Source organism: Streptosporangium sp. NPDC087985 (assembly GCF_044741965.1).
Taxonomy (GTDB): domain Bacteria; phylum Actinomycetota; class Actinomycetes; order Streptosporangiales; family Streptosporangiaceae; genus Streptosporangium.
Genome location: NZ_JBIUTQ010000005.1, coordinates 134338 through 153843 on the forward strand (window position 1 = coordinate 134338; position 19506 = coordinate 153843).

The 19506-nt window shown below is 66.9% G+C and carries 15 protein-coding genes; 6 read left to right on the plus strand and 9 right to left on the minus strand.

From position 1 onward, the window contains the following. The first annotated feature begins 92 nt into the window (after positions 1-92). A complete protein-coding gene (locus tag ACIN94_RS13755) occupies positions 93-2498 on the plus strand; it encodes a 5'-nucleotidase C-terminal domain-containing protein (protein WP_400704505.1) in 2406 nt (801 codons plus the stop codon). A gap of 348 nt (positions 2499-2846) precedes the next feature. Next, positions 2847-3902: an aminoglycoside phosphotransferase family protein gene (locus tag ACIN94_RS13760; RefSeq protein ID WP_400704508.1), complete on the plus strand. Its 1056-nt coding sequence runs from the start codon at positions 2847-2849 to the stop codon at positions 3900-3902. A gap of 191 nt (positions 3903-4093) precedes the next feature. Here ACIN94_RS13760 and ACIN94_RS13765 read toward each other — a convergent pair whose 3' ends face one another. Further along, complete coding sequence (locus tag ACIN94_RS13765; protein ID WP_400704511.1) at positions 4094-4408, minus strand: hypothetical protein; 315 nt, start codon at positions 4406-4408, stop codon at positions 4094-4096. Positions 4409-4588: 180 nt separating this feature from the next. Between ACIN94_RS13765 and ACIN94_RS13770 the strand changes: the two genes are divergently transcribed. Beyond that, positions 4589-5464: an aminoglycoside phosphotransferase family protein gene (locus tag ACIN94_RS13770; RefSeq protein WP_400704514.1), complete on the plus strand. Its 876-nt coding sequence runs from the start codon at positions 4589-4591 to the stop codon at positions 5462-5464. Positions 5465-5681: 217 nt separating this feature from the next. Here ACIN94_RS13770 and ACIN94_RS13775 read toward each other — a convergent pair whose 3' ends face one another. From ACIN94_RS13775 to ACIN94_RS13785, 3 genes are all read right to left on the minus strand, one after another. Beyond that, entirely contained in the window at positions 5682-5855 is a 174-nt protein-coding gene (locus ACIN94_RS13775; RefSeq protein ID WP_400705082.1) for an SDR family oxidoreductase, read from the minus strand. 258 nt (positions 5856-6113) lie between these two features. Continuing rightward, a complete protein-coding gene (locus ACIN94_RS13780; RefSeq protein ID WP_400704517.1) occupies positions 6114-7589 on the minus strand; it encodes an LCP family protein in 1476 nt (491 codons plus the stop codon). Positions 7590-7761: 172 nt separating this feature from the next. Further along, complete coding sequence (locus ACIN94_RS13785; RefSeq protein ID WP_400704520.1) at positions 7762-8307, minus strand: DUF6542 domain-containing protein; 546 nt, start codon at positions 8305-8307, stop codon at positions 7762-7764. A 492-nt stretch (positions 8308-8799) separates the two neighbouring features. On the opposite strand from ACIN94_RS13785, the gene ACIN94_RS13790 reads away from it, so the two are divergent. Beyond that, positions 8800-10026 carry a ricin-type beta-trefoil lectin domain protein gene (locus ACIN94_RS13790; RefSeq protein ID WP_400704523.1) on the plus strand — a complete coding sequence of 409 codons (1227 nt, stop codon included), beginning with the start codon at positions 8800-8802 and terminating at the stop codon, positions 10024-10026. Between the two features lie 95 nt (positions 10027-10121). On the opposite strand, the gene ACIN94_RS13795 is transcribed toward ACIN94_RS13790, so the two are convergent. Next, positions 10122-10988, minus strand: a complete 867-nt coding sequence (locus ACIN94_RS13795; protein ID WP_400704526.1) for a GyrI-like domain-containing protein — start codon at positions 10986-10988, stop codon at positions 10122-10124. 180 nt (positions 10989-11168) lie between these two features. On the opposite strand from ACIN94_RS13795, the gene ACIN94_RS13800 reads away from it, so the two are divergent. Continuing rightward, positions 11169-11378, plus strand: coding sequence for a hypothetical protein (locus ACIN94_RS13800; RefSeq protein WP_400704529.1), 210 nt, complete (start codon positions 11169-11171; stop codon positions 11376-11378). A 292-nt stretch (positions 11379-11670) separates the two neighbouring features. On the opposite strand, the gene ACIN94_RS13805 is transcribed toward ACIN94_RS13800, so the two are convergent. After that, entirely contained in the window at positions 11671-12111 is a 441-nt protein-coding gene (locus tag ACIN94_RS13805) for a winged helix-turn-helix domain-containing protein (protein WP_400704532.1), read from the minus strand. Between the two features lie 408 nt (positions 12112-12519). On the opposite strand from ACIN94_RS13805, the gene ACIN94_RS13810 reads away from it, so the two are divergent. After that, positions 12520-17046 (plus strand): carboxypeptidase regulatory-like domain-containing protein, encoded by a 4527-nt coding sequence (locus ACIN94_RS13810; RefSeq protein ID WP_400704535.1) that lies wholly within the window; start codon positions 12520-12522, stop codon positions 17044-17046. Positions 17047-17173: 127 nt separating this feature from the next. Here the strand turns inward: ACIN94_RS13810 and ACIN94_RS13815 are convergent, their stop codons facing one another. From ACIN94_RS13815 to ACIN94_RS13825, 3 genes are all read right to left on the minus strand, one after another. Beyond that, positions 17174-17539 (minus strand): iron chaperone, encoded by a 366-nt coding sequence (locus ACIN94_RS13815; RefSeq protein WP_400704538.1) that lies wholly within the window; start codon positions 17537-17539, stop codon positions 17174-17176. Positions 17540-17646: 107 nt separating this feature from the next. Next, positions 17647-18279, minus strand: a complete 633-nt coding sequence (locus ACIN94_RS13820) for a response regulator (protein ID WP_400704541.1) — start codon at positions 18277-18279, stop codon at positions 17647-17649. Then, entirely contained in the window at positions 18276-19481 is a 1206-nt protein-coding gene (locus ACIN94_RS13825) for a sensor histidine kinase (protein WP_400704544.1), read from the minus strand. Before ACIN94_RS13825 ends, ACIN94_RS13820 begins: the two co-directional genes overlap by 4 nt. Positions 19482-19506 lie beyond the last annotated feature (25 nt).

Sequence of the window (19506 nt, forward strand, 5' to 3'; positions counted from 1 at the left end):
GCTGTGCGTAATTTCATGTTCACCGCGGAGTTCGAGATAGGTCCTATGCTGGCGAGCAGTTTGGGTCAACCGAAAAGGAAGGACTGTCCAGCGTGCCAAGAATCTCGATTGGCTCTCGCGGACGAGCAGGCATCGTCACCCTCGCGATAGCGGGCTTCCTCGCGGTAGGACTGTCGGCCGCACATGCCGAGCCGGCCGCCGACGACAGCGTCTCAGTCACGGTCATGAACACGACCGACCTACATACCCACCTCTTCAACTGGGACTACTACGCGGATAAAGTGGACACGGGGCGTGGCCTGACCAGGGTCTCCAGCCTCATCGAAAAGGTCAGGGCCGAGAAGGGGCGAGACCACACGCTGCTGCTCGACAACGGCGACACGCTCCAGGGCACGCCGCTGGGCACCTACTACGCCAGGACCGATCCGATCACCAAGGGCACGGTTCACCCGATGGCCCAGGCGATGAACGCGATCGGCTACGACGTCATGACCCTGGGCAACCACGAGTTCAACTACGGGATCGAGACGCTGCGAGCGTTCGAGAAGCAGGTCAGCTTCCCGGTGCTCGGCGCCAACGTCCACGATTGGAACACCGGCGAGCCGGCTTTCACCCCCTACGTCATCAAGACGATGTCGATCGAGGGGCACGATCCGATCCGCGTCGGCATCCTCGGTCTGACCACACCTGGCTCCGCCATCTGGGACAAGTCCAGCGTCGAAGGGCGGCTCCGGTTCAACGGGATCGTCGAAGAGGCGAAGAAGTACGTCCCGATCATCCGCGATCAGGGCGTGGACATCCTCGTCGCCTCGGTCCACTCCGGCACCAGCACGGGTTCGTCGTACGGCAACCAGATCCCGTTCCCCGAGAATGCCTCCACGCTGCTCGCCCAGGAGGTCCCCGGTATCGATGTGATCATCGCCGGGCATTCTCACAGCGAGATCCCGCAGCAGTTGGTCACCAACAAGGCCACGGGCAAGCAGGTGCTCCTCACCCAGGCGGGCTCCTGGGGCAAGGTTCTCGGTCAGATCGACATCAATCTCACGAAGGTCAATGGTCAGTGGAGCGTGGCCTCGAAGTCGTCCAAGCTGCTGCAGTCGAGCACCGTGGCCGACGACCCGAAGATCGTCGCCTTGGCGAGCGCGGCGCATCAGAAGGTGATCGACCACGTCAACAGCGTCATCGGGCAATCCCTTGAGACGATGCCGATGCGGGAGGCCCACTACAAGGACGTGCCCGCGCTCGACTTCATCAACTACGTCCAGGCTGAGGTCGTGAAGAAGGGGCTGGCGGGCACGCCCGAAGCGAACCTCCCGGTCCTGTCTCTGGCCGCGCCTTTCGACGCCAAGGCCGTCATCCCCAAGGGGAACGTCACAATCCGTGACATGGCGGGAGCCTACGTCTACGACAACACGCTGATCGGCGTGAAGATGAACGGCGCCCAGATGAAGGACTTCCTGGAGTGGTCGGCGAAGTTCATGAAGCAGGTGTCGACGCCCGGCCCCTACAAGCCGGGGACCGTGACCGGTAACGGCCCTGCCTACAACTACGACGTCGTTCGGGGCCTGTCCTACGACATCGAAATCTCGAAGCCCGCCGGGCAGCGGATCGTCAACCTCTCCTACGCCGGGAAACCCCTGGACCCCGCTCAGGAGTTCGTGGTGGCGACCAACAACTACCGTCAGAACGGCGGCGGCGACGCGCCCCACATCGCCACCGCTCCGATCGTCTTCAACCCCCTGACCGAGGTGAGGGACGAGATCATCGACTGGGTCCTGGAGCGCAAGACCATCGACCCGGCCGAATTCGCACGCACCGACTGGCGTCTGGTGTACCAGGGCCAGCCTGTCCTGGTCCTGGATACGGTCCCCACCCTGACCGCCGACTCCACGGAACTCGGCTTCGGACAGCAGCGGACCGGGGAGCGAAGCGACTCCAAGACGGTGCAGTTCACCAACACCAGCCAGTCCGCGATCACGATCAACTCGGTCGAGGCGCCCTCGGGCTTCGTCGTCTCGGACGACACGTGCAAGGGCCGGCAGTTGGCCTCCGCCGCAACCTGCAGCGTGTCCGTGGCGTTCGAGCCGACCGCCAGCACGAGCTTCACCGGCAACCTGGTCGTCGACAGCAGCGCCTCGAACAGCCCAACCAGCGTGGCGGTCAGCGGAACCGGATTCGGCATCGAGTTCGGCGACTCCGACGGGCTGTCCGACGCCCTTCAGCGTGGCAAGCCTCATACCGCGACATTCACCGTATGGGTCAGCACCGAGTTCGCCGGCGCTGTCGCGAATGTCACGCCTCAGTACGGCCACGTGAAGGGGTGCGATAACGTGCACCTTCGCGCCGGGCAGACGAACGAAGTCACCTGTACGGTGCAGGTGGGTGTCGACGCCGCCGGAGTGCCCTCGGACGGCAGAAGCCAGACCACGTTCACCCTCGTCGTGACGCCTAAGGCCGGGGACTCCTACTCCCACACCTACCGACACACCATCAGCTGACGGCGGATGCCGTACCTGTCGCGCTTTCAACGGGAGCGGCGACCGCTTAGCTGGTAGATGGGCGCATCACAGCTCGGCGCCGGTGGAGCCTCATAGCTCCACCGGCGCCAACTAAACGCCTCACGCTGGTGATGCTGATGCTCGGTGAAGGCCGCGGCGGCCTGCACGAATTGACAGTTCTGTCCCGCCACATCCTTGACGGATGCCCTGGAAAACATGACGGGCCTTGCGACTGAAGAAAGTTCGAATGCGACCGCCCGTCCGGTCCAAGCGCATGGCACCCTTGGCCGCGTTGTAGTCGGCATTCATGGGAGCGGGCAAGCGGGCGCTGCCCGAGGAGACGTAGCCGTGCCGGGCTACGCCGCTCCCCACAGGGACACGATCCCAACCCGGGTCCTGATCGCTTCCGAGCCTGTTCGATCTTGGCAGCACAGCCCGAAGTCGCCTTACGGGGTCGAAAACACGTTGCAGGAGAAGGCTGAGACGCGGGATGCTCCCGGCGTGAAGATGCACGCCAACCAGCTGACGGTGTCACCGGAGACAGTGCGCGCATTGGTGGACGAGCAGTTCCCTGAGTGGCGGAGCCTGCCCATCACGGGCATCGCCGCCCATGGGACGGTCAACACCATCTTCCGCATCGGCGACCGCTTCACAGCTCGGTTCCCTCTACAGGCCGGGGACGTCGACTCGACGCGGCGCTGGTTGGAGTCCGAAGCGGAAGCAGCCCGCGAGCTGGCAGGTCGCACGCGGTTTCCCACGCCCGAGCCGGTCGCGCTCGGTGAACCCGGCGCGGGATACCCGCTTCCATGGTCGGTGCAGACTTGGCTGCCCGGCGTCGTGGCCACCGACGAGGACCCGGGCGACTCGGTCGCATTCGCCCATGACCTGGCCGATCTCATCAATGAGATGCGCGCACTCGACACGCGTGGCCGCACGTTTGCCGGCAAAGGCCGGGGAGGCGACCTTCAATCCCACGACGCGTGGATGGAAACCTGTTTCAAACACAGCGAACAACTCCTGGACGTTCGCCGGCTTCGCCAGGTGTGGAAAAACCTTCGAAGCCTGCCGCGCAAAGCAGCCGACGTGATGACCCACGGTGATCTCATTCCCGGCAACGTGCTCGTGTCCGCTGGTCGGCTGGCCGGGATTCTCGACGTCGGCGGCTTCGGACCGGCTGACCCTGCTCTAGATCTCGTGAGTGCCTGGCATCTGCTCGATGCCGGGCCGCGGCAGATGCTCCGCCTGGACCTCGAGTGCGACGACCTCGAATGGGAGCGAGGCAGAGCGTGGGCCTTCGTACAGGCGATGGGACTCGTCTGGTACTACCTCGAAACCAACCCGGCCATGAGCCGGATGGGCCAACGCACCCTGGAACGCGTCCTGGCCGACAAATCGCCCGCCTGAGCTTGAATGGTCCCGCTCGTCGGCCTGTCATTAGCGTGCGATCAGCCCACGGGGACGAGCGCGCCCTCTGAGCTCCAGCCTCTACTCGCCACCGTCGGAGCCGGACATGCCCTCAACCTCTACATCCGGGTTTAACAGACCACCGGTACGCGGGGGCCCGGACCTCGAGGAGAGGTCCGGGCCTGGGCGACTCAGCAGCCGTTGGTCACGTAGCAGCCCTTCACGTACCACTGGCCGCTGTAGTAGCCACTGCTGGTCACCTTGCTCGTGCCGCCCAGGCCGACCAGGGTACCCCCCACGTAGGAGCAGGACGAGGTGGAGCAGAAGTAGCCGTAGACCCGGAAGTAGGTCTCAAGCCCGCTGTTGCACTTGACGCTCACGGAGTGGTCGGTGCTCGCGGTCTTGGAGCAGCTGCCCACTGCAGCCGCGGGGGAGGCGGTGCTGCCGACGAGGGCGGCGGCCCCGAGAACGATTCCGGCGACACTGGAAAGGATCTTTTTCGTCACGGCGTTCATGATCGTCCATCAGTCCCGCTTTTCACAAGTGGGAGCGTGAACCCGCCGTTCGCGGCAGCGGTCACTCCGGATCGACTTGAGCACCCCGCCCATCGGATGTCTCAGCCGGTCGTACGGGATCGGTTCTCGCCGTGGTGGATAACTCTCACAGGAGCACGCAGAATTGGACCCGTGATCGACATCACCGCTGATCTCGTCCGGACCTTGGTCTCCGAACAGTTCCCCGAGTGGAGCGACCTCCCGGTCAAGCCCGTGGCCCGCCAAGGCTGGGACAACCGGACCTTCAGGCTCGGTGATCAGTTGGCCGTACGCCTGCCCAGCGCCAAAGGCTACGTAGCCGGCATCGAGAAGGAAGACCGTTGTCTGCCCATCCTGGCCGAGCATCTGCCATTGCCCGTACCGGCACCGGTTGCGACGGGACGCCCGGCCGCCGGCTACCCGTTCCCCTGGTCGGTACGTCGCTGGATCCCCGGAGACACCCTCGAGAGCGCCACGGACGTCGATCGGACGGAGTTGGCGCGCGACCTCGGAAGCTTTCTGACCGCGCTCCGGGGCATCCCCACGGAGCAGGGACCGGCCTGCGGCCGTCATTCCTGCTTCCGAGGCTGCCACCCGAGCGTCTACAGCGATGACGTCGAGTACGCCCTCGACAAGCTGGGGCACCTCGTCGATGTCGCTGCCTGCCAGGCCATCTGGGCGAGCGCGCTGGCCTCGGCCTGGCCGTTCCCACCGACGTGGTTCCACGGTGACGTCGCCGTCGGCAATCTGCTCACCACCGGCGGACAGCTGTCCGCGGTCATCGACTTCGGGACCTGTGGCATCGGCGACCCCGCCTGTGACCTCGTCATGGCCTGGACCTACTTCGTCGGTGACGAGCGGAAGGTCTTCCGGGAGGCCGTTGGCCTTCCCGGTGACACCTGGCGACGAGCACGCGGGTGGGCACTGTGGAAAGCGCTCGTAACCATGGCCGACCTGTCCAGCCCCGACCCCGAAGGCGCCCAGAACCGGGTACTCATGCACGTCCTTGAGGACCCAATCACCAGCTGATAGGCGGGCTTCCCCTCGTAACGTAGAGGCATCGCCTTAAGGGGGAAACGGCGATGACAGGGACACGACGGAAGTCCAGGTCAGCCCCGCTACCAGACATGATCCATACGATTCTCGAGCTGACGGCGCGGGTCAGTTTCCCGTCACCCGCTCCGACTTTGAAGGCCCACATCGTCCGATGAGTCCGGATGATGTGGGCCGGCGCGTCGATCGGTGGTCAGATCTGCTTGAGGAACCCGCCGTCGACGGCGAAGTCGGCGCCGGTCGTACTGGCCGAGCGGGGTGAGGCGAGCAGGGCGACCACGTCGGCGATCTCCTGTGGCTCGACCAGACGGCCTGTCTTCCCTCGTTGTAATTTCCATCCGAAAAGCGGATGGACTGGTCGCGAAATACGTTACGAACGGTCGCGTGACGAGGGCTGGCATGATTCGGACTAGCAATTTCAGCTGATATCGGACGTCGCATTTCACATGTCCGCGCATGTCGTCCTGGAACAGCAGCGCGAGGTCTACCTCATCCGCGTCGAATGGCCGTAGCTCTCTTCGCGGCGAGCATGCCCGTTCGGACGACGATCAGCAGGCGGTGAGCCGGGCTGGTGGTGGAGATCGGCGCATCAGTGCCGCAGCATGTGCCCGGTGCCGCCCGACCGTCAGTCGACGCAGGGGATGCCACCACCATTGACCACCGTGCTGGGCTGTGGCGTGGGCGTCCGGGTGGCCGCCTGGGTGGACGTGCGGCTCGGCACCTGGGGCACAACCCTCGCGTCCTGACCAAGATCGATCTCCACGTGACCGGAGCTCACCACGGGGTCGGGGGTCGCGGTAACGCCGAACACGCCAGCGATCTTCTTGGCGTCGGCGCCGGCTCCAGCTCCGTACCGCACGGCCGTCGTCGCCCGCGACGTGGTGTTGCCGATGGCGCCGGTGACGTAGCCCGCGCCGGACAGGGAGGCGGCGACCTTGGCCGCCAGGCCCGCCTGGCCGGTTCCGTTCATCACGTCCACAGTCGCGGGCGAGGCACTCGGCGCACCTCTCGACCCGCCGGCCGACGCGCCGGCCTTTTCGGATTCCTGCTTCTTCGGCCCGATCGCGTCCCGCACGATGGTCTTGATGGCGGCCGGGTCTATGAGGTTGACCGACTGCCCGTTGATCATCGCGTAGCCCTTGATCGGAAGGGTATGGAAGGTCACGTTTCCGCTGGTCAGATTGCCCGCCTGCTGCGCGAAGCTCAGCACGTCCCAGCCTTTGTCCATCACGACGTCCTTCTTGGCGACCTCCAACAGACTCCGCATCTTGCCCAGATCACTGAAGACCCCCTCGTGATTGAGCTTGTGTGTCACCGAGGCCAGGAACGCCTGCTGGCGACGCGTCCGGTCCAGGTCGCCGTTGGGCAGTCCGTGGCGCTGCCGTACGAACGCCAGTGCCTGGGCACCTTTGAGGTGCTGCCTGCCCGCGGGGAAGTTCGCGCCGGAGTAGCGGTCCTGCACCGGCTTCTTCAAGCAGACCTCCACCCCGCCCAGCGCGGTGGCCAGATCATAGAAACCGGCCAGGTTCACCTCGGCGAAATGATCGATCGGTACGCCGAGAAGCGCGCGCACCGTCGAAATTGTGGCCTTACGGGCCGCCTCCCGCCCTCGGCGTTCCAGGGTCCTGCGGTCGCGGATGCCGGAGTTCACCAACGCCTGTTCTTTGAAGGCCTTGGTCACCCCGTAGGCCTCCTTGATCTTTCCGCGCTGTTGCGGCCCAATCGCGTCCACGTAATCCACGTAGTCGTCTCGAGGAATCGACAACGCCGTCGCCTTCCTACCGTCGCCGGGCACATGCAGGAGGATCAGCGTGTTGGTGTTGTAACCTCCCACCCCGTTTTCGATCCCCCGCCGGCTCCCCGCGTGCAGCTGCTTCAGGATCGAGTTGGGCAGCATGTCGCCGTTCTGATCCCTCCTGCTGTCCAGACCGATCAACAGGATGTTGACCGCGCCCTGCTTCGACTTGGGGGCACTCTCCTCGATCGCGTTCGAGGACCCGATGCTCTTGATGTCGCTGTAGACGAAGTAGGCGGCCCCACTGACCGCCAGCATCACCGTCGAAACGGCACAGGCCAGCCCATAGACAACTCGTCCGGCCACCTGGCGACCGCGAGACGGCCGAGTCCGCCGCATCCGCGAGGGCGCATCGGCGACTGGCACACGGGTCCCCCGCCCGGCAGCTCCGGCTCCCGGAGCCGTCCAGTGCGCTCCAGGCCGAGGCCGAGGCCGCGGCTCTGTCGAGTCGTGGTCGTAGTCCACGGATCCTCCCAGCTCAGGTACGCCCCAAACGCATACGGCCTCGGCGCCTACGATTCATCAGCATTCGAACCACGACGATGGCGATGACCAGAAGCGACGCCGCCACCATCGCCGGGAACCCTTTGACCACCCGCACACTTACGTCAGCCACCAATCGAGTGACCGACCCGGTCGCGTCACCGCCGCCGATCACACTCGCGACGACCGTCATGACCACGAACACCAGAGGCGGCATCGGAATCAGCAACCACACGAGCCCGGAGCTGATCGCCACTGTGGCCATGACCGCGCCCACAACCACGCTGATATCCAGAACCAGCCCGGAGCCGCCACCTGCCAGCCCCTCGATCACCGCGCCGACCGCCGTGACTCCGGTCAGGACCAGAACAGCGGTCAGACCGGTCAGCCCCGGCCACTCTTGGGCCGTTCCCGGCCTTCTCGGCCGCGTCGGCGGCCGGGCATCTCTGCTCCTGGCCACATACGTCCGACTCATCCCGCACCACGGCGGTGCATCGTCCGCATTTCCCAACGCCCCTTCCCACACCGCGCGGGTGTCCACCGGGCCACGACCCGCTCGGTCAGCCGACTTCGGTGCGACCCTCCGCCGACCCTTCAGGGACCGGCCTGTGCCATCACGTCGGTGCCAACGGCGTGGATGGACGGCAGGGGGCATCTAAAAGATCAGGACACGCCGACAGTTCATCATCTGCGCAAGTGTTGAAGTTACCACACCGCGACTCGGAAAAGCTCCGCCGGCGTTACTCGCCTTGGACGACCAGATCGGCATGCTCGACGGCGGGCGCGAGGCTGAGCAACTTGCCGAGAGGACTGAGCCTGGATCGACAGCGTGCCCGTTCCGAGGTGATGACTTGCCCAAATAATAAGTAAACCTTCCTATTGACAACAGTTATGACGCGGGTGTTACATCCTCTTAATTTAGGTAGTAAAAGTACTTCCGGCAGCACTGGACACGTCGGCGTGCGCCTCCGCACACGGTGACGACGTGGGCCGGAAGCCCTTGCCTGGCAAGGACCACAGACCGGAGGTCTCCATGCGCAAACCCCGGCTCCTCCTCATGGCCGCAGCCCTGGTCGTCACCCTGACCAGCGGCCTGGTCACCGCCACAAGCAATGATCGGGCCGAAGCCGCCATCGGCCCTGTCACCTGGTCTGACGAGTTCAACGGCGCCGCAGGAACGTCCATCGACGGTTCCAAATGGAAATTCGACACCGGTGGCAGCGGCTGGGGCAACAACGAGCTGCAGTACTACACCAACTCGACCCGCAACGTGTACCACGACGGGCAGGGCCACCTCGCCATCACCGCCCGCCAGGAAAACCCGTCCAACTTCCAATGCCACTACGGCACCTGCCAGTACACCTCCGGCCGCATCCTGACCGCGGACAGGTTCAGCCAGGCGTACGGCCGCTTCGAGGCCAGCATCAAGATCCCCAAGGGTCAGGGCATCTGGCCGGCGTTCTGGATGCTCGGCGGCGGCAACTGGCCGAACACCGGCGAGATCGACATCATGGAGAACGTCGGCAGCACGCCGAACACCGTCTACGGCACCGTGCACGGCCCCGGCTACTCCGGCGGCAGCGGCGTCGGCGGCAGTCGCACGATCGGCGCACCACTCAGCGACACCTTCCACAGCTACCGGATCGACTGGTCTCCCAACCTCATCGTCTGGTACTTGGACGGCTCAGAGTACTTCCGCGTCACGCCGGCCAACATCCGCGGCAACCAGTGGGTTTTCGATCACCCGTTCTTCATGATCCTGAACTTGGCGGTCGGCGGTAACTGGCCGGGCAACCCGAACTCCAGCACCACGTTCCCGCAGACGATGCTGATCGACTACATCCGCGTCTCCGCATGGACCAACGACGGATCCGGGACCGGCAACGCGCTGAAGTCGAACCTGAACGGTCGCTGCATCGACATCCCCGGCGCCAACCCCGTCGACGCCGCCCGGCTGCAGATGTACGACTGCAACGGCACCGCCGCCCAGCAATGGTCCATCAACAGCGACGGCACGATCCGCGCGATGGGCAAGTGCATGGACGCCGCAGCGGCCGGCACCGCCAACGGCACGCCGATCCAGCTCTACACGTGCAACGGCACCGGCGCCCAGCGCTTCACGCTCACCGCAGCCGGCGACCTGGTTAACACGACCTCCAACCGATGCGTGGACATAGCGGACCGCAACACTGCCAACGGTGCACGACTCCAACTCTGGGACTGCACCGGCGCATCCAACCAGAAGTGGACCCGCGCCTGACCGTTCACCAGCGGGATCGATGTCGTCTAATTCTCCAGCGCGCACTGGCGGTCCGAGCCCAAACCGGTCCCGGGCCGCCAGCGCGACGCCGCTAATCAGTCCGCGGTCCGCTCCACGGGGATCCACAGCTCGGCGTCCGCTTCAGTCGCGTCCTGCGACAGCCGCGTGCGCGAGATCTCGGGACCCGGCCTGCTCCGGTAGGGGTTGGAGGGAAACCACTGGGTGAACACGTCCCGCCACAGGTACTGCAACGCCTGCGGGAACGCGCCCGAACTCTCGAAAACCGCCCACGTCCCCGCCGGGACGGTGAGGGTGTCCATGTCCTCGGGCGCGACGGCGCCGGTCACCACGGCGTGGTAGTAGTCAAGTTCGGTGCCCTCCGCACGGCTGCCGGCGAGATTGTCGCTGACGTTGACGATCCCTTGCGGCTCCTGGTCGGACAACTCCTCCATGCGCCGCAGGGTCTCCTGATCGATGCTCCGGACGAAGGCGACGATCGCGGGGTTCATCCCCTCGTGGACGAGGGGGACGCGCGCCTTCTTTCCCACCAACCGGAACTCTTCCTTCTCCACGACCCGATACCGCATGCTGCTGCTCCCTTCGATGACGAGGCGGAAGGACATCCGGGGCTGGGAGTACAGAGCCGCACCGGTCCGCCTGGCCTCGCCGGGGCCGACGCCGTGCACGGCGCGGAACGCCCGCGCGAACGCCTCGCCCGAGCTGTAGCCGTAACGGACCGCGACCTCGAGCAGCGTCTTCTCCCCGGCGAGCACCTGGGCGCCCGCGACGGTGAGCCGCCTGCGGCGGATGTACTCCGACAGCGGGATGCCGGCCAGCGCGGAGAACAGCCGCCGGAAGTGGTACTCCGACGTGACGGCGATCCGCGCGAGCTCGGCCACCTCGATCCGCTGATCGAGGTGCTGCTCGATGTGCTCCATGGCCTGGTTCAGCCGCTCCAGCATTCCCGCCCCTCCTTCCCTTTTCCGATCACCACGCTAGGCGGGGCCCGCCCCGCCGGACCCGACATCCTGTGCCCGGCCCGGTCGGCTACGGCGGCGACGGGAAGATCTGGCCGGGAGAGCGTACGTGGCGTGCGTCAAATACCCGGGAGGGTTAGGCGTTGTCCTGCCGATCACAGCCGGATGTCGCTGTCTTCTCTGCGTGGAGAACCAACGCAAGGTCATCTTCCTCGGGCGACATCCGCCCGGAGCGCGACGAAACTGCTGGCGATCCGCTCCGTCAGGTCGTCGGGCTACCGGTGGCTCGCGACGGTCCACCACCCGCGCAACGCGTCCGCGATCGCGATGAACCGGCGCCTCGGCTCCGTCGACCAGGTCGGCGAGGGGCTGTAAACGAGACCCTCGAAATCAAGAGATCGTGCCAGAGCCGGCGGTTCCGCTTGCGACAGCGGCATCACCACAGTCGATGGCGCAGAACACGCAGGCCGGGCTTCCCCGTTCTCCCATACACACCGTGGCTCCGGAAATCGGTGTCTACAGCGATTACTTAAGGAAATTCCACCTAACTTTGATAACGAAGGCGTCTCGAAACGCGTCACCGCGAGAATTCGCTCCACTCGCGGTGACGGCGCGGATTTTCCACAAAGGAGGACGCATCCGCGCCGCCGCCGCGAATGTCTCACCATCAGGTGTCGACCAAGGAGAATCCCACCCCCCGCATCGACTCCACGACGACGGTCGCGTTGGCGTCGCGGAGCTTGGCGCGCAGCCGCTTGACCGTCGAGCGGACCGCGGACGCGTCGCCCAGATAGTCGGCGCCCCAGGCCTGTTGGTAGAGCTGCTGGTAGCTCCAGACCCGCAGTGGCGGGCTGGCGAGTGCGGCGAGCGTCTCCCGTTCGATGCGGGTCAGCGGAAGGGTCTTACCGGCCCAGCTGACCTGTTGCCGGTCAGGGTCGACGACCAGACGGCCCAGCGCCACTACTTTCTCCACCGGGGCGGGAGCGGCTACCTCCGTTTCGCTGAACAGCACCCTACGGACTGATTCCAGGTCGGGAAACATCAACAAGGTTCCGCAGTCGCTCATCAACCGGGCCATCTGCACCCGCTTGCTACGACTGGATGACACACACAAGATAACCGGTTGTTCGTCGAAATCCTCCACCGGGCTAACACTCATGGGCTAAGGAAATCAACAGCACCAATCGTAGTCAATATCCACCTTTGCTCCCTCGCTCGGCACCAGTCAGGGCAAAATGACTCGCTTTGAGCCGATTTTGCCCCACCACCGCCCACCTTCTGATCTTGAAGTGAGATCAGAGGCGGGTGACGATGGCCGCGGATCGCCGTCAACCAAGCGGCGTCCTCGTCCCACTCCTCCCTGCGGGCCGAGACATCCCCTTGCCCCGCAAGCCAAGCGGCATTCCCCTCATCCCGCATCTTCCGGCGGCCGACCCACCCCTTGTCCGCCGCCCACAAGGAGGTTCCCCCTTCCATGCGACAAGCACGACGAAAAATGTTACGAGCAGGGCCATTGGTGGCCTGCTTCGCCACCCTGCTCTTAGCTCTTACCGGCTTGCCGGCCGTCGCCCAGTCCTCAGCCCTGGAGTCCGCCGCACCCGCGCCCGCCGCACCCGCCAAGGCGGAGGTACGGAAGGCCGTCAAGAACGACGTCTCTCGTAAGCTGCGCGATCTCCACCCGAAGACCACCCGGGACCAGGGGGCCAAGCCCGAGGAGCACGTGAATCGGCAGCTGCCGCGTGAGCTGGCGGCCCCGGAGGCCAAGACCGGCAGCGATGTGGTGCAACGAGAGCTGACCGCCAATCAGGTACCCGAGTTCGTCGCCAACTTCGAGGGCGTCGGCAACGTCGACGGAGTGCTGCCACCGGACATCAACGGCGATGTGGGCCCCAACCACTACGTACAGATGGTGAACCTCTCGTACGCGGTCTACAACAAGAGCGGCAGCCTGCTGCTCGGTCCGCTGCCGGGCAACGCGCTGTTCGCCGGCTTCGGCGGGCCGTGCGAGACCAGGAACGACGGTGACCCGGTCGTGCTCTACGACGAGGCCGCCGACCGGTGGATGGTCACCCAGTTCGCCGTGCCCGGCGGATCCGCCGGCTACCACCAGTGCATGGCGATCTCGCAGACCCCGGACCCGACCGGGGCGTACTACCGGTACGACTTCTTCTACCACCAGACCCGGATGAACGACTATCCGAAGTACGGGATCTGGCCGGACGCCTACTACATGACCGCCAACGAGTTCGCCCCGTCGTTCGTCGGCGCCGGTGCGGTGGCGTTCGAGCGGGAGAAGATGCTCGCCGGTCAGCCGGCCCGGATGGTGTACTTCCACCTCGGACCGGACTTCGGCGGTATCCTGCCCTCCGACGCGGAGGGCCTGGCCCCGCCCACCGGGGCGCCGAACCCGTTCGTGATGTTCGACGACGACGCCTGGGGTGTCTCGCCCACCGACCGGTTGCTGATGTGGGACTTCAAGGTCGACTGGAGCAACCCGGCGAACTCCACGTTCGGCAACAACCTGGCACCGAACCGGTACCTGGAGACCGCACCGTTCGACTCGAACATGTGCAACTACGCCCGCGGCTGCGTCCCGCAGCAGGGCACCTCTGCCAAGTTGGATGCGATCTCCGACCGGCTGATGTACCGGGCCGCGTACCGCAACTTCGGCGACCACGCCTCGATCGTGCTCAACCACACGGTTGACGCCGACGGCACCGACCACGCGGGCGTGCGCTGGTACGAGTTGCGGAGCACCAACCCCAGCAACTGGGCCATTCACCAGCAGGGCACGTACGCGCCGGACGCCGACCACCGCTGGATGGCCAGCGGGGCGATGGACGTCTCCGGCAACATCGCGCTCGGGTACTCGGCCTCGGGAAGCACCTCGTTCCCGTCGATCCGGATGGCGGGCAGGCTCGCCGGCGACCCGCTGGGCCAGCTAGGGCAGAGCGAGCGGACGCTGATCGCCGGCACCGGGGCACAGACCCACTCGGCGGCCCGCTGGGGCGACTACACCTCGATGTCGGTGGACCCGACCGACGGCTGTACGTTCTGGTTCACCTCCGAATACCTGAGCACGACCAGCTCCGCCAACTGGCAGACCCGGATCGGCGCGATGAAGTTCCCGAACTGCGTAGCCGGTCCGCGTGGTGAGGTGACCGGCAAGATCACTTCGCAGTCGGGCGCGCCGATCGCCGGCGCCTCGGTACGGGTCGGGGGCAGCGGCAGCACCACCGACTCGCAGGGCGGGTACAAGCTGACCCTGCCGGCCGGCGAGCACGAGCTGACCGCCTCGGCCTTCGGGTACGTGTCGAAGTCCGCGACGGTGACCGTGCCCGACGGCGGCGCGGTGACGGCCAACTTCACGCTCGCCGCCGTGTCCAAGCACCGGGTCTCCGGCGTGGTGAAGGACGGCTCCGGACACGGCTGGCCGCTGTACGCGCGGATCGACGTGGCCGGCATGCCCGGCGGGCCGGTGTTCACCGACCCGACCACCGGCGCGTACAGCATCGACCTGCCGAGCGGTGAGTACGGCCTCACCGTGAAGGCGATGTACCCGTCGTACCAGCAGTCCACCGCGCAGCTCCAGGTCGGTGACGGCGACCAGGTGAAGGACGTCGGCCTGGCCGTGGAGAACACCTGTCTCGCCGCCGGATACCGGTTGAACTACAGCACTCCGCTGTTCACGGAGGAGTTCGAGTCCGGGACGGTCCCGGAGGGCTGGAACGTGGTGAACCGCACCGCCAACGGCGGCTGGACGTTCACCGACCCGAAGAGCCGGGGCAACCTCACCGGCGGCACCGGCAAGTACGCGATCGTGGACACTGACGCGGCCGGATCGGGCAAGCCCGTCGACAGCGACCTGATCACCCCGGCCCTGGATCTGTCGGCCGTACCCGAGCCCGTGCTGCGGTTCAACAGCGACTACCGGGCCCTCAACGGGTTCGCCAACGTCGAGGTGAGCCTCGACGGCGGCACCACCTGGACCATCGTGTCGAACTGGACCACCGCCAGCCGACGCGGGCCGGTCCTGGAGGAGCTGCCGATCCCGAGCGCCGGCGGTAAGTCCGACGTACGGATCCGGTTCCGTCATCAGGCCACCTGGGCCTGGTGGTGGGAGGTGGACAACGTCTCCCTCGTCAACCGGTCGTGCGACCCGATCCCCGGCGGTCTCCTCGTCGGCCAGGCGCTCGACAGCAACACCGGCACCGGGCTCAACAACGCGACCGTGACCAGTGTCGACAAGCCGGCCGAGCAGGCCACCACGGTACCGACGCCCGACGACGGCAATCTCGGCGACGGGTTCTACTGGCTGTTCTCCTCCCTGACCGGGAACCACCCGTTCACCGGGGCGAGCGCCGGCTACGGGTCCGTCACCTCCACGGTGAACGTGGCGGCCGACCGGGCCACCCGGGCGAACTTCAGCCTCAAGGCGGGCCGGCTGACCATCACTCCGCCCTCGGTGAACAGCAGCCTGACGCTGGACCAGAGCAAGACGGTGAAGACGACGATCCGCAACGACGGCAACGCACCGGCCACGGTGGAGCTGTCCGAGCGGCGCGGCGGATTCGAGGTCCTCGGGCCACGTGGGGCACCGCTCCAGCGCAACATGATCAAGGGTGGCGCCTCTCCTGCCTGGCGGGGCGAAGGCCAGCCCGGTGACCCGTTCGAGCCGTCGCCGTACGCGCCGCCGTGGATCAACACGGCCAACTACCCGACGGCGGTCATGGACAACGCCGCGGCGGCGTTCGACGGCAAGGTGTACTCGGTCGGCGGTTCCTCCGCCACCGCCAACCTCGCCAACAGCTATGTGTACGACCCGGCGGCGAACACCTGGACACGGATCGCCGATCTGCCCGCGGCCCTGGAGAAGCCGGCGGCGGCCTTTGTCGACGGGAAGCTGTACGTCTTCGGCGGCTGGGACTCGGCCGGTAACCCGTCGAGCAAGGTCCATGTCTACGACCCGGCGACCAACGCGTGGCAGACCCGGGCCGCGGTCAACCCCGCACCGCGTGCCGCGCCCGGCGTGGCCGTGGCCGACGGCCAGATCTACCTGGTCGGCGGCTGCACGGACGGCAACTGCGCCAAGTCCAACGTGGTCGTCCGGTACAACCCGGGCAGCGACACGTTCACCACGGTCGCGCCGTACCCGGTCGCGGTGGCCTGGCAGGGCTGCGGCGGGATCAACGGCACGGTGTACTGTGCCGGCGGTAACGGACCGACGACGCTGAAGAGCACCTACGCCTACAGTCCGGGCAGCAACTCCTGGACCCAGATGGCCGACCTGCCGGTCGACTTCTGGGGCGCCGGCGCGGACACCGCCAACGGGCTGCTGCTGCTCTCCACCGGTGTCATCAACAACTCCACCACGGTGACCAACCAGGGCTGGGCGTACGACCCGGCGGCCAACTCCTGGTCGGCACTGCCCAACGCCAACCACGCCCGCTACCGGGCCGGGGCGGCGTGCGGATTCGTGAAGGTCGGTGGGTCGACCGGCGGGTTCGCCCCGACGACGGAAAGCGAATTGCTGCCCGGCTTCGACCAGTGCGCCACCGTCACCGACGTACCGTGGCTGTCCGCGTCGCCGACCACGGCGACACTGCAGCCCGGGCAGAGCGTCACGGTGACCGTCAAGCTCGACGCCACCTCGGCGGTGGGTGTGTCCCAGCCCGGCGCCTACACCGCCCAGCTGGGCGTCAAGTCCAACACCCCGTACCCGGTGGCACCGATCGACGTGACGATGACCGTGCAGGCGCCCAGCAACTGGGGCAAGCTGGCGGGGGTCGTCACCGGGGTCGACTGCCAGGGTCACAGCGCCGCCTTGCGCGGGGCGACCGTCCAGGTCAACGGCAAGAAGGACTGGACGGTCACGCTGAAGACCGACCCGAGCGGCCGGTACGCGATCTGGGCGCCGCAGGGCGCCAACCCGCTCCAGGTGATCGCGGCCCGGGAGGGTTGGATACCGCAGACCCAGAAAGCGACCCTCACGGGAGGCAAGACGGTGACCGCCGACTTCGCCCTACGCCCCGAGACCTGCTGACCGGGGTTTGATCCACCGGGCCCGCGCCGCTGTCCGGCGCGGGCCCGGCCCGTACGTAAGGACCGCCTCCGTGGCGGTAACGGCGACGGCGGTAACGGCGCGGACCGTATACGGCGGATCTCCGCCGTCAGCAGATCTTTCCCGGCCCGGCCGCGGTGGCCGCCAGCAGATCCCGCACGAGGTCGAAATCCACCTTCTCCGGCTTACGGAAGCGCAGGCAGCCCTTGCCCATGTCCTGCCCGGCCAGGCGCTCTTCGAAGGCCGCGCGGACATCACTGCGCACGAGATAGAAGGAGATGTACTGCTTCTGGCTTGCGAAGGCGATCTCAACGATGCCGTCTCGCTGGTACGAGGGCATCCCGTACGCCATAACCTCCGTGAAGCCCTTGAGCTCCGTACGGCACAGCTCACGCAGGCCGGTCAGGGCCTCCCTGCGCTCGTCGGGCACCTCGGCGAGGTAGCCGTCCACATCTTCCGCGTTGCTCTGCACCATACACAGAGCGTATGTCGCGCCTGAGGCATTGATCAACATTTCAAAACCGCCCAGCCGGTGGGGCGGGCGTCTTCCAGCCCGTGCCGGCGGATGATCGGAGGGGGAGATCACGGGGGGCGGATGAGCCCCTTTCTCGTGGCGGCGGCGACGGCGGCGGTCCGGGAGTCGACTCCGAGCTTGGCGTAGATGTGCACGAGGTGGGTCTTGACGGTGGTCTCGCTGAGGAATATCCGCTTGCTGATCTGCCGATTGGACAGGCCGGCGGCGACGTGGCCGAGGACTTCGAGTTCCCGCGGGCTGAGGGTGGCGTCCGGGTTGCGCACCCGGCCGAGTAGCCGGGAGGCGACGCTGGGCGCCAGCGCGCTGGCGCCGGTGGCGGCCGAGCGGATGGCGGCGTGCAGGTCGTCGGACGGGGCGTCCTTGAGCAGGTAGCCGGTGGCACCGGCCTCGATGGCGGCCAGGATGTCGGCGTCGGTGTCGAAAGTGGTCAGCACCAGCACTCGGGGGCCGCCGAGCGCGACGATCTGCCTGGTCGCCTCGCTGCCGTGGATGCCCGCGCCGAGCCGGAGGTCCATCAGGACAACGTCGGGGGTGAGCCTGCGCGCCGCCTCGACACCCTCCTCACCGGTGGCCGCCTCTCCGACCAGCTCGAAGCCGGATTGCCCGGCGAGCATCGCACGGATCCCCGAGCGCACCACGGGGTGGTCGTCCACCAGCAGGATCCTGATCGGCGCTGTCATCGCCCGGCCTCCTCGGCGACCGGCAGGGGGAGCATGGCGGCGACTGCCGTTCCCTCCCCGGGAGCCGATTCGACGGTGAGGTTCCCGCCCAGCGCGATCGCCCGGTCGCGCATGGCGCGCAGGCCGTACCCGGTTCCCACCGTGGGGGTGGGGGTCTGTGCCGGGTCGAAGCCGCGGCCATCGTCGTAGATGTCCAGCACGATCATGTCTTCCAGGTAGGTGAGGGTCAACCCGGCGTGCTCGGCCTCCGAGTGGCGGCTGACGTTGCCCAGCGCGCCCTGGGCGATACGCAGCAGCGCGAGGTCGTAGTCGGTCGACAGCGGCACCGGGGTGCCCGACACCTCGAACCGCACCCGGGTGGCGGTGCCGGCGACAGCCGAGTCGCTGATCCTTCGCAGCGCGGCGGTCAGCGAGAAGTGCTGCAGCGCGGGCGGGGCCAGCGCACGGACGAAATTGCGCGCCTCCTCCAGGTTCTCCTGGGCGGCGTGCTCGGCCTCGGCGATGCGCAGCACGGCCTCATCCGGCTGGTCGGCGAGGTCGCGGCGGGCAGCGCGCAGCAGCAGGATGATGCTGGACATGCCCTGGGCGAGGGTGTCGTGGATCTCCCTGGCCAGGCGCTCGCGCTCGGCCAGGCGGGCCGACTCGCTCTCCACCCGTACCAGCTTGCCACGGGTGGCGACCAGATCGTCGATGAGCAGGCGGCGCTGCTCGCTCTCGGCGTAGAGGGCCTTGTAGACCAGCGCCATGAGGGTCGCCGCCGCGGCGCCGATGGTCGGCCCGATCGCCTGCGGGGCGGTCAGACCGCCCGCGTGCCAGCTGGACGCGGCGATGGCCGCGGCGGTGAGCACGACGACGCCGGGCAGCGCGACCGGCAGCGGCAGCAGGTGCAGGTAGGCGAAGAACAACGGAAAAGCCAGCCAGACGAACTGCGGCGAGGCCAGCGCCAGCCCCGCCCAGCTCAGCGTCACCACCACCAGCCAGACGCGGCCCAGCAGCAGGTGGGTGGGGCCGCCGAAATGCGGCAGCCGCCCCTCGACGACGATCCCCGCCGCGTACAGCACTCCGAGCAGGCCGCCGCAGACCGCGATGGCCGGACGGTCCTCGTGCGCGACCCCGGCGACGGCGATCGCCAGCAGGACCGCGAAGATGCCGTGGACGGCCCACCTGAGGAGCCTGAGCGCGGGCGGAAACGGAAAGTTCATCATCTCTCACCCAGAGTAGGTGATG

Bases quoted from the DNA above. Each gene is read 5' to 3' on its own strand.
- ACIN94_RS13790 (WP_400704523.1), top strand. From the start codon at position 8,800: ATGCGCAAACCCCGGCTCCTCCTCATGGCCGCAGCCCTGGTCGTCACC.
- ACIN94_RS13795 (WP_400704526.1), bottom strand. From the start codon at position 10,988: ATGCTGGAGCGGCTGAACCAGGCCATGGAGCACATCGAGCAGCACCTC.
- ACIN94_RS13800 (WP_400704529.1), top strand. From the start codon at position 11,169: ATGTCGCTGTCTTCTCTGCGTGGAGAACCAACGCAAGGTCATCTTCCT.
- ACIN94_RS13815 (WP_400704538.1), bottom strand. From the start codon at position 17,539: ATGGTGCAGAGCAACGCGGAAGATGTGGACGGCTACCTCGCCGAGGTG.
- ACIN94_RS13820 (WP_400704541.1), bottom strand. From the start codon at position 18,279: ATGACAGCGCCGATCAGGATCCTGCTGGTGGACGACCACCCCGTGGTG.
- ACIN94_RS13825 (WP_400704544.1), bottom strand. From the start codon at position 19,481: ATGAACTTTCCGTTTCCGCCCGCGCTCAGGCTCCTCAGGTGGGCCGTC.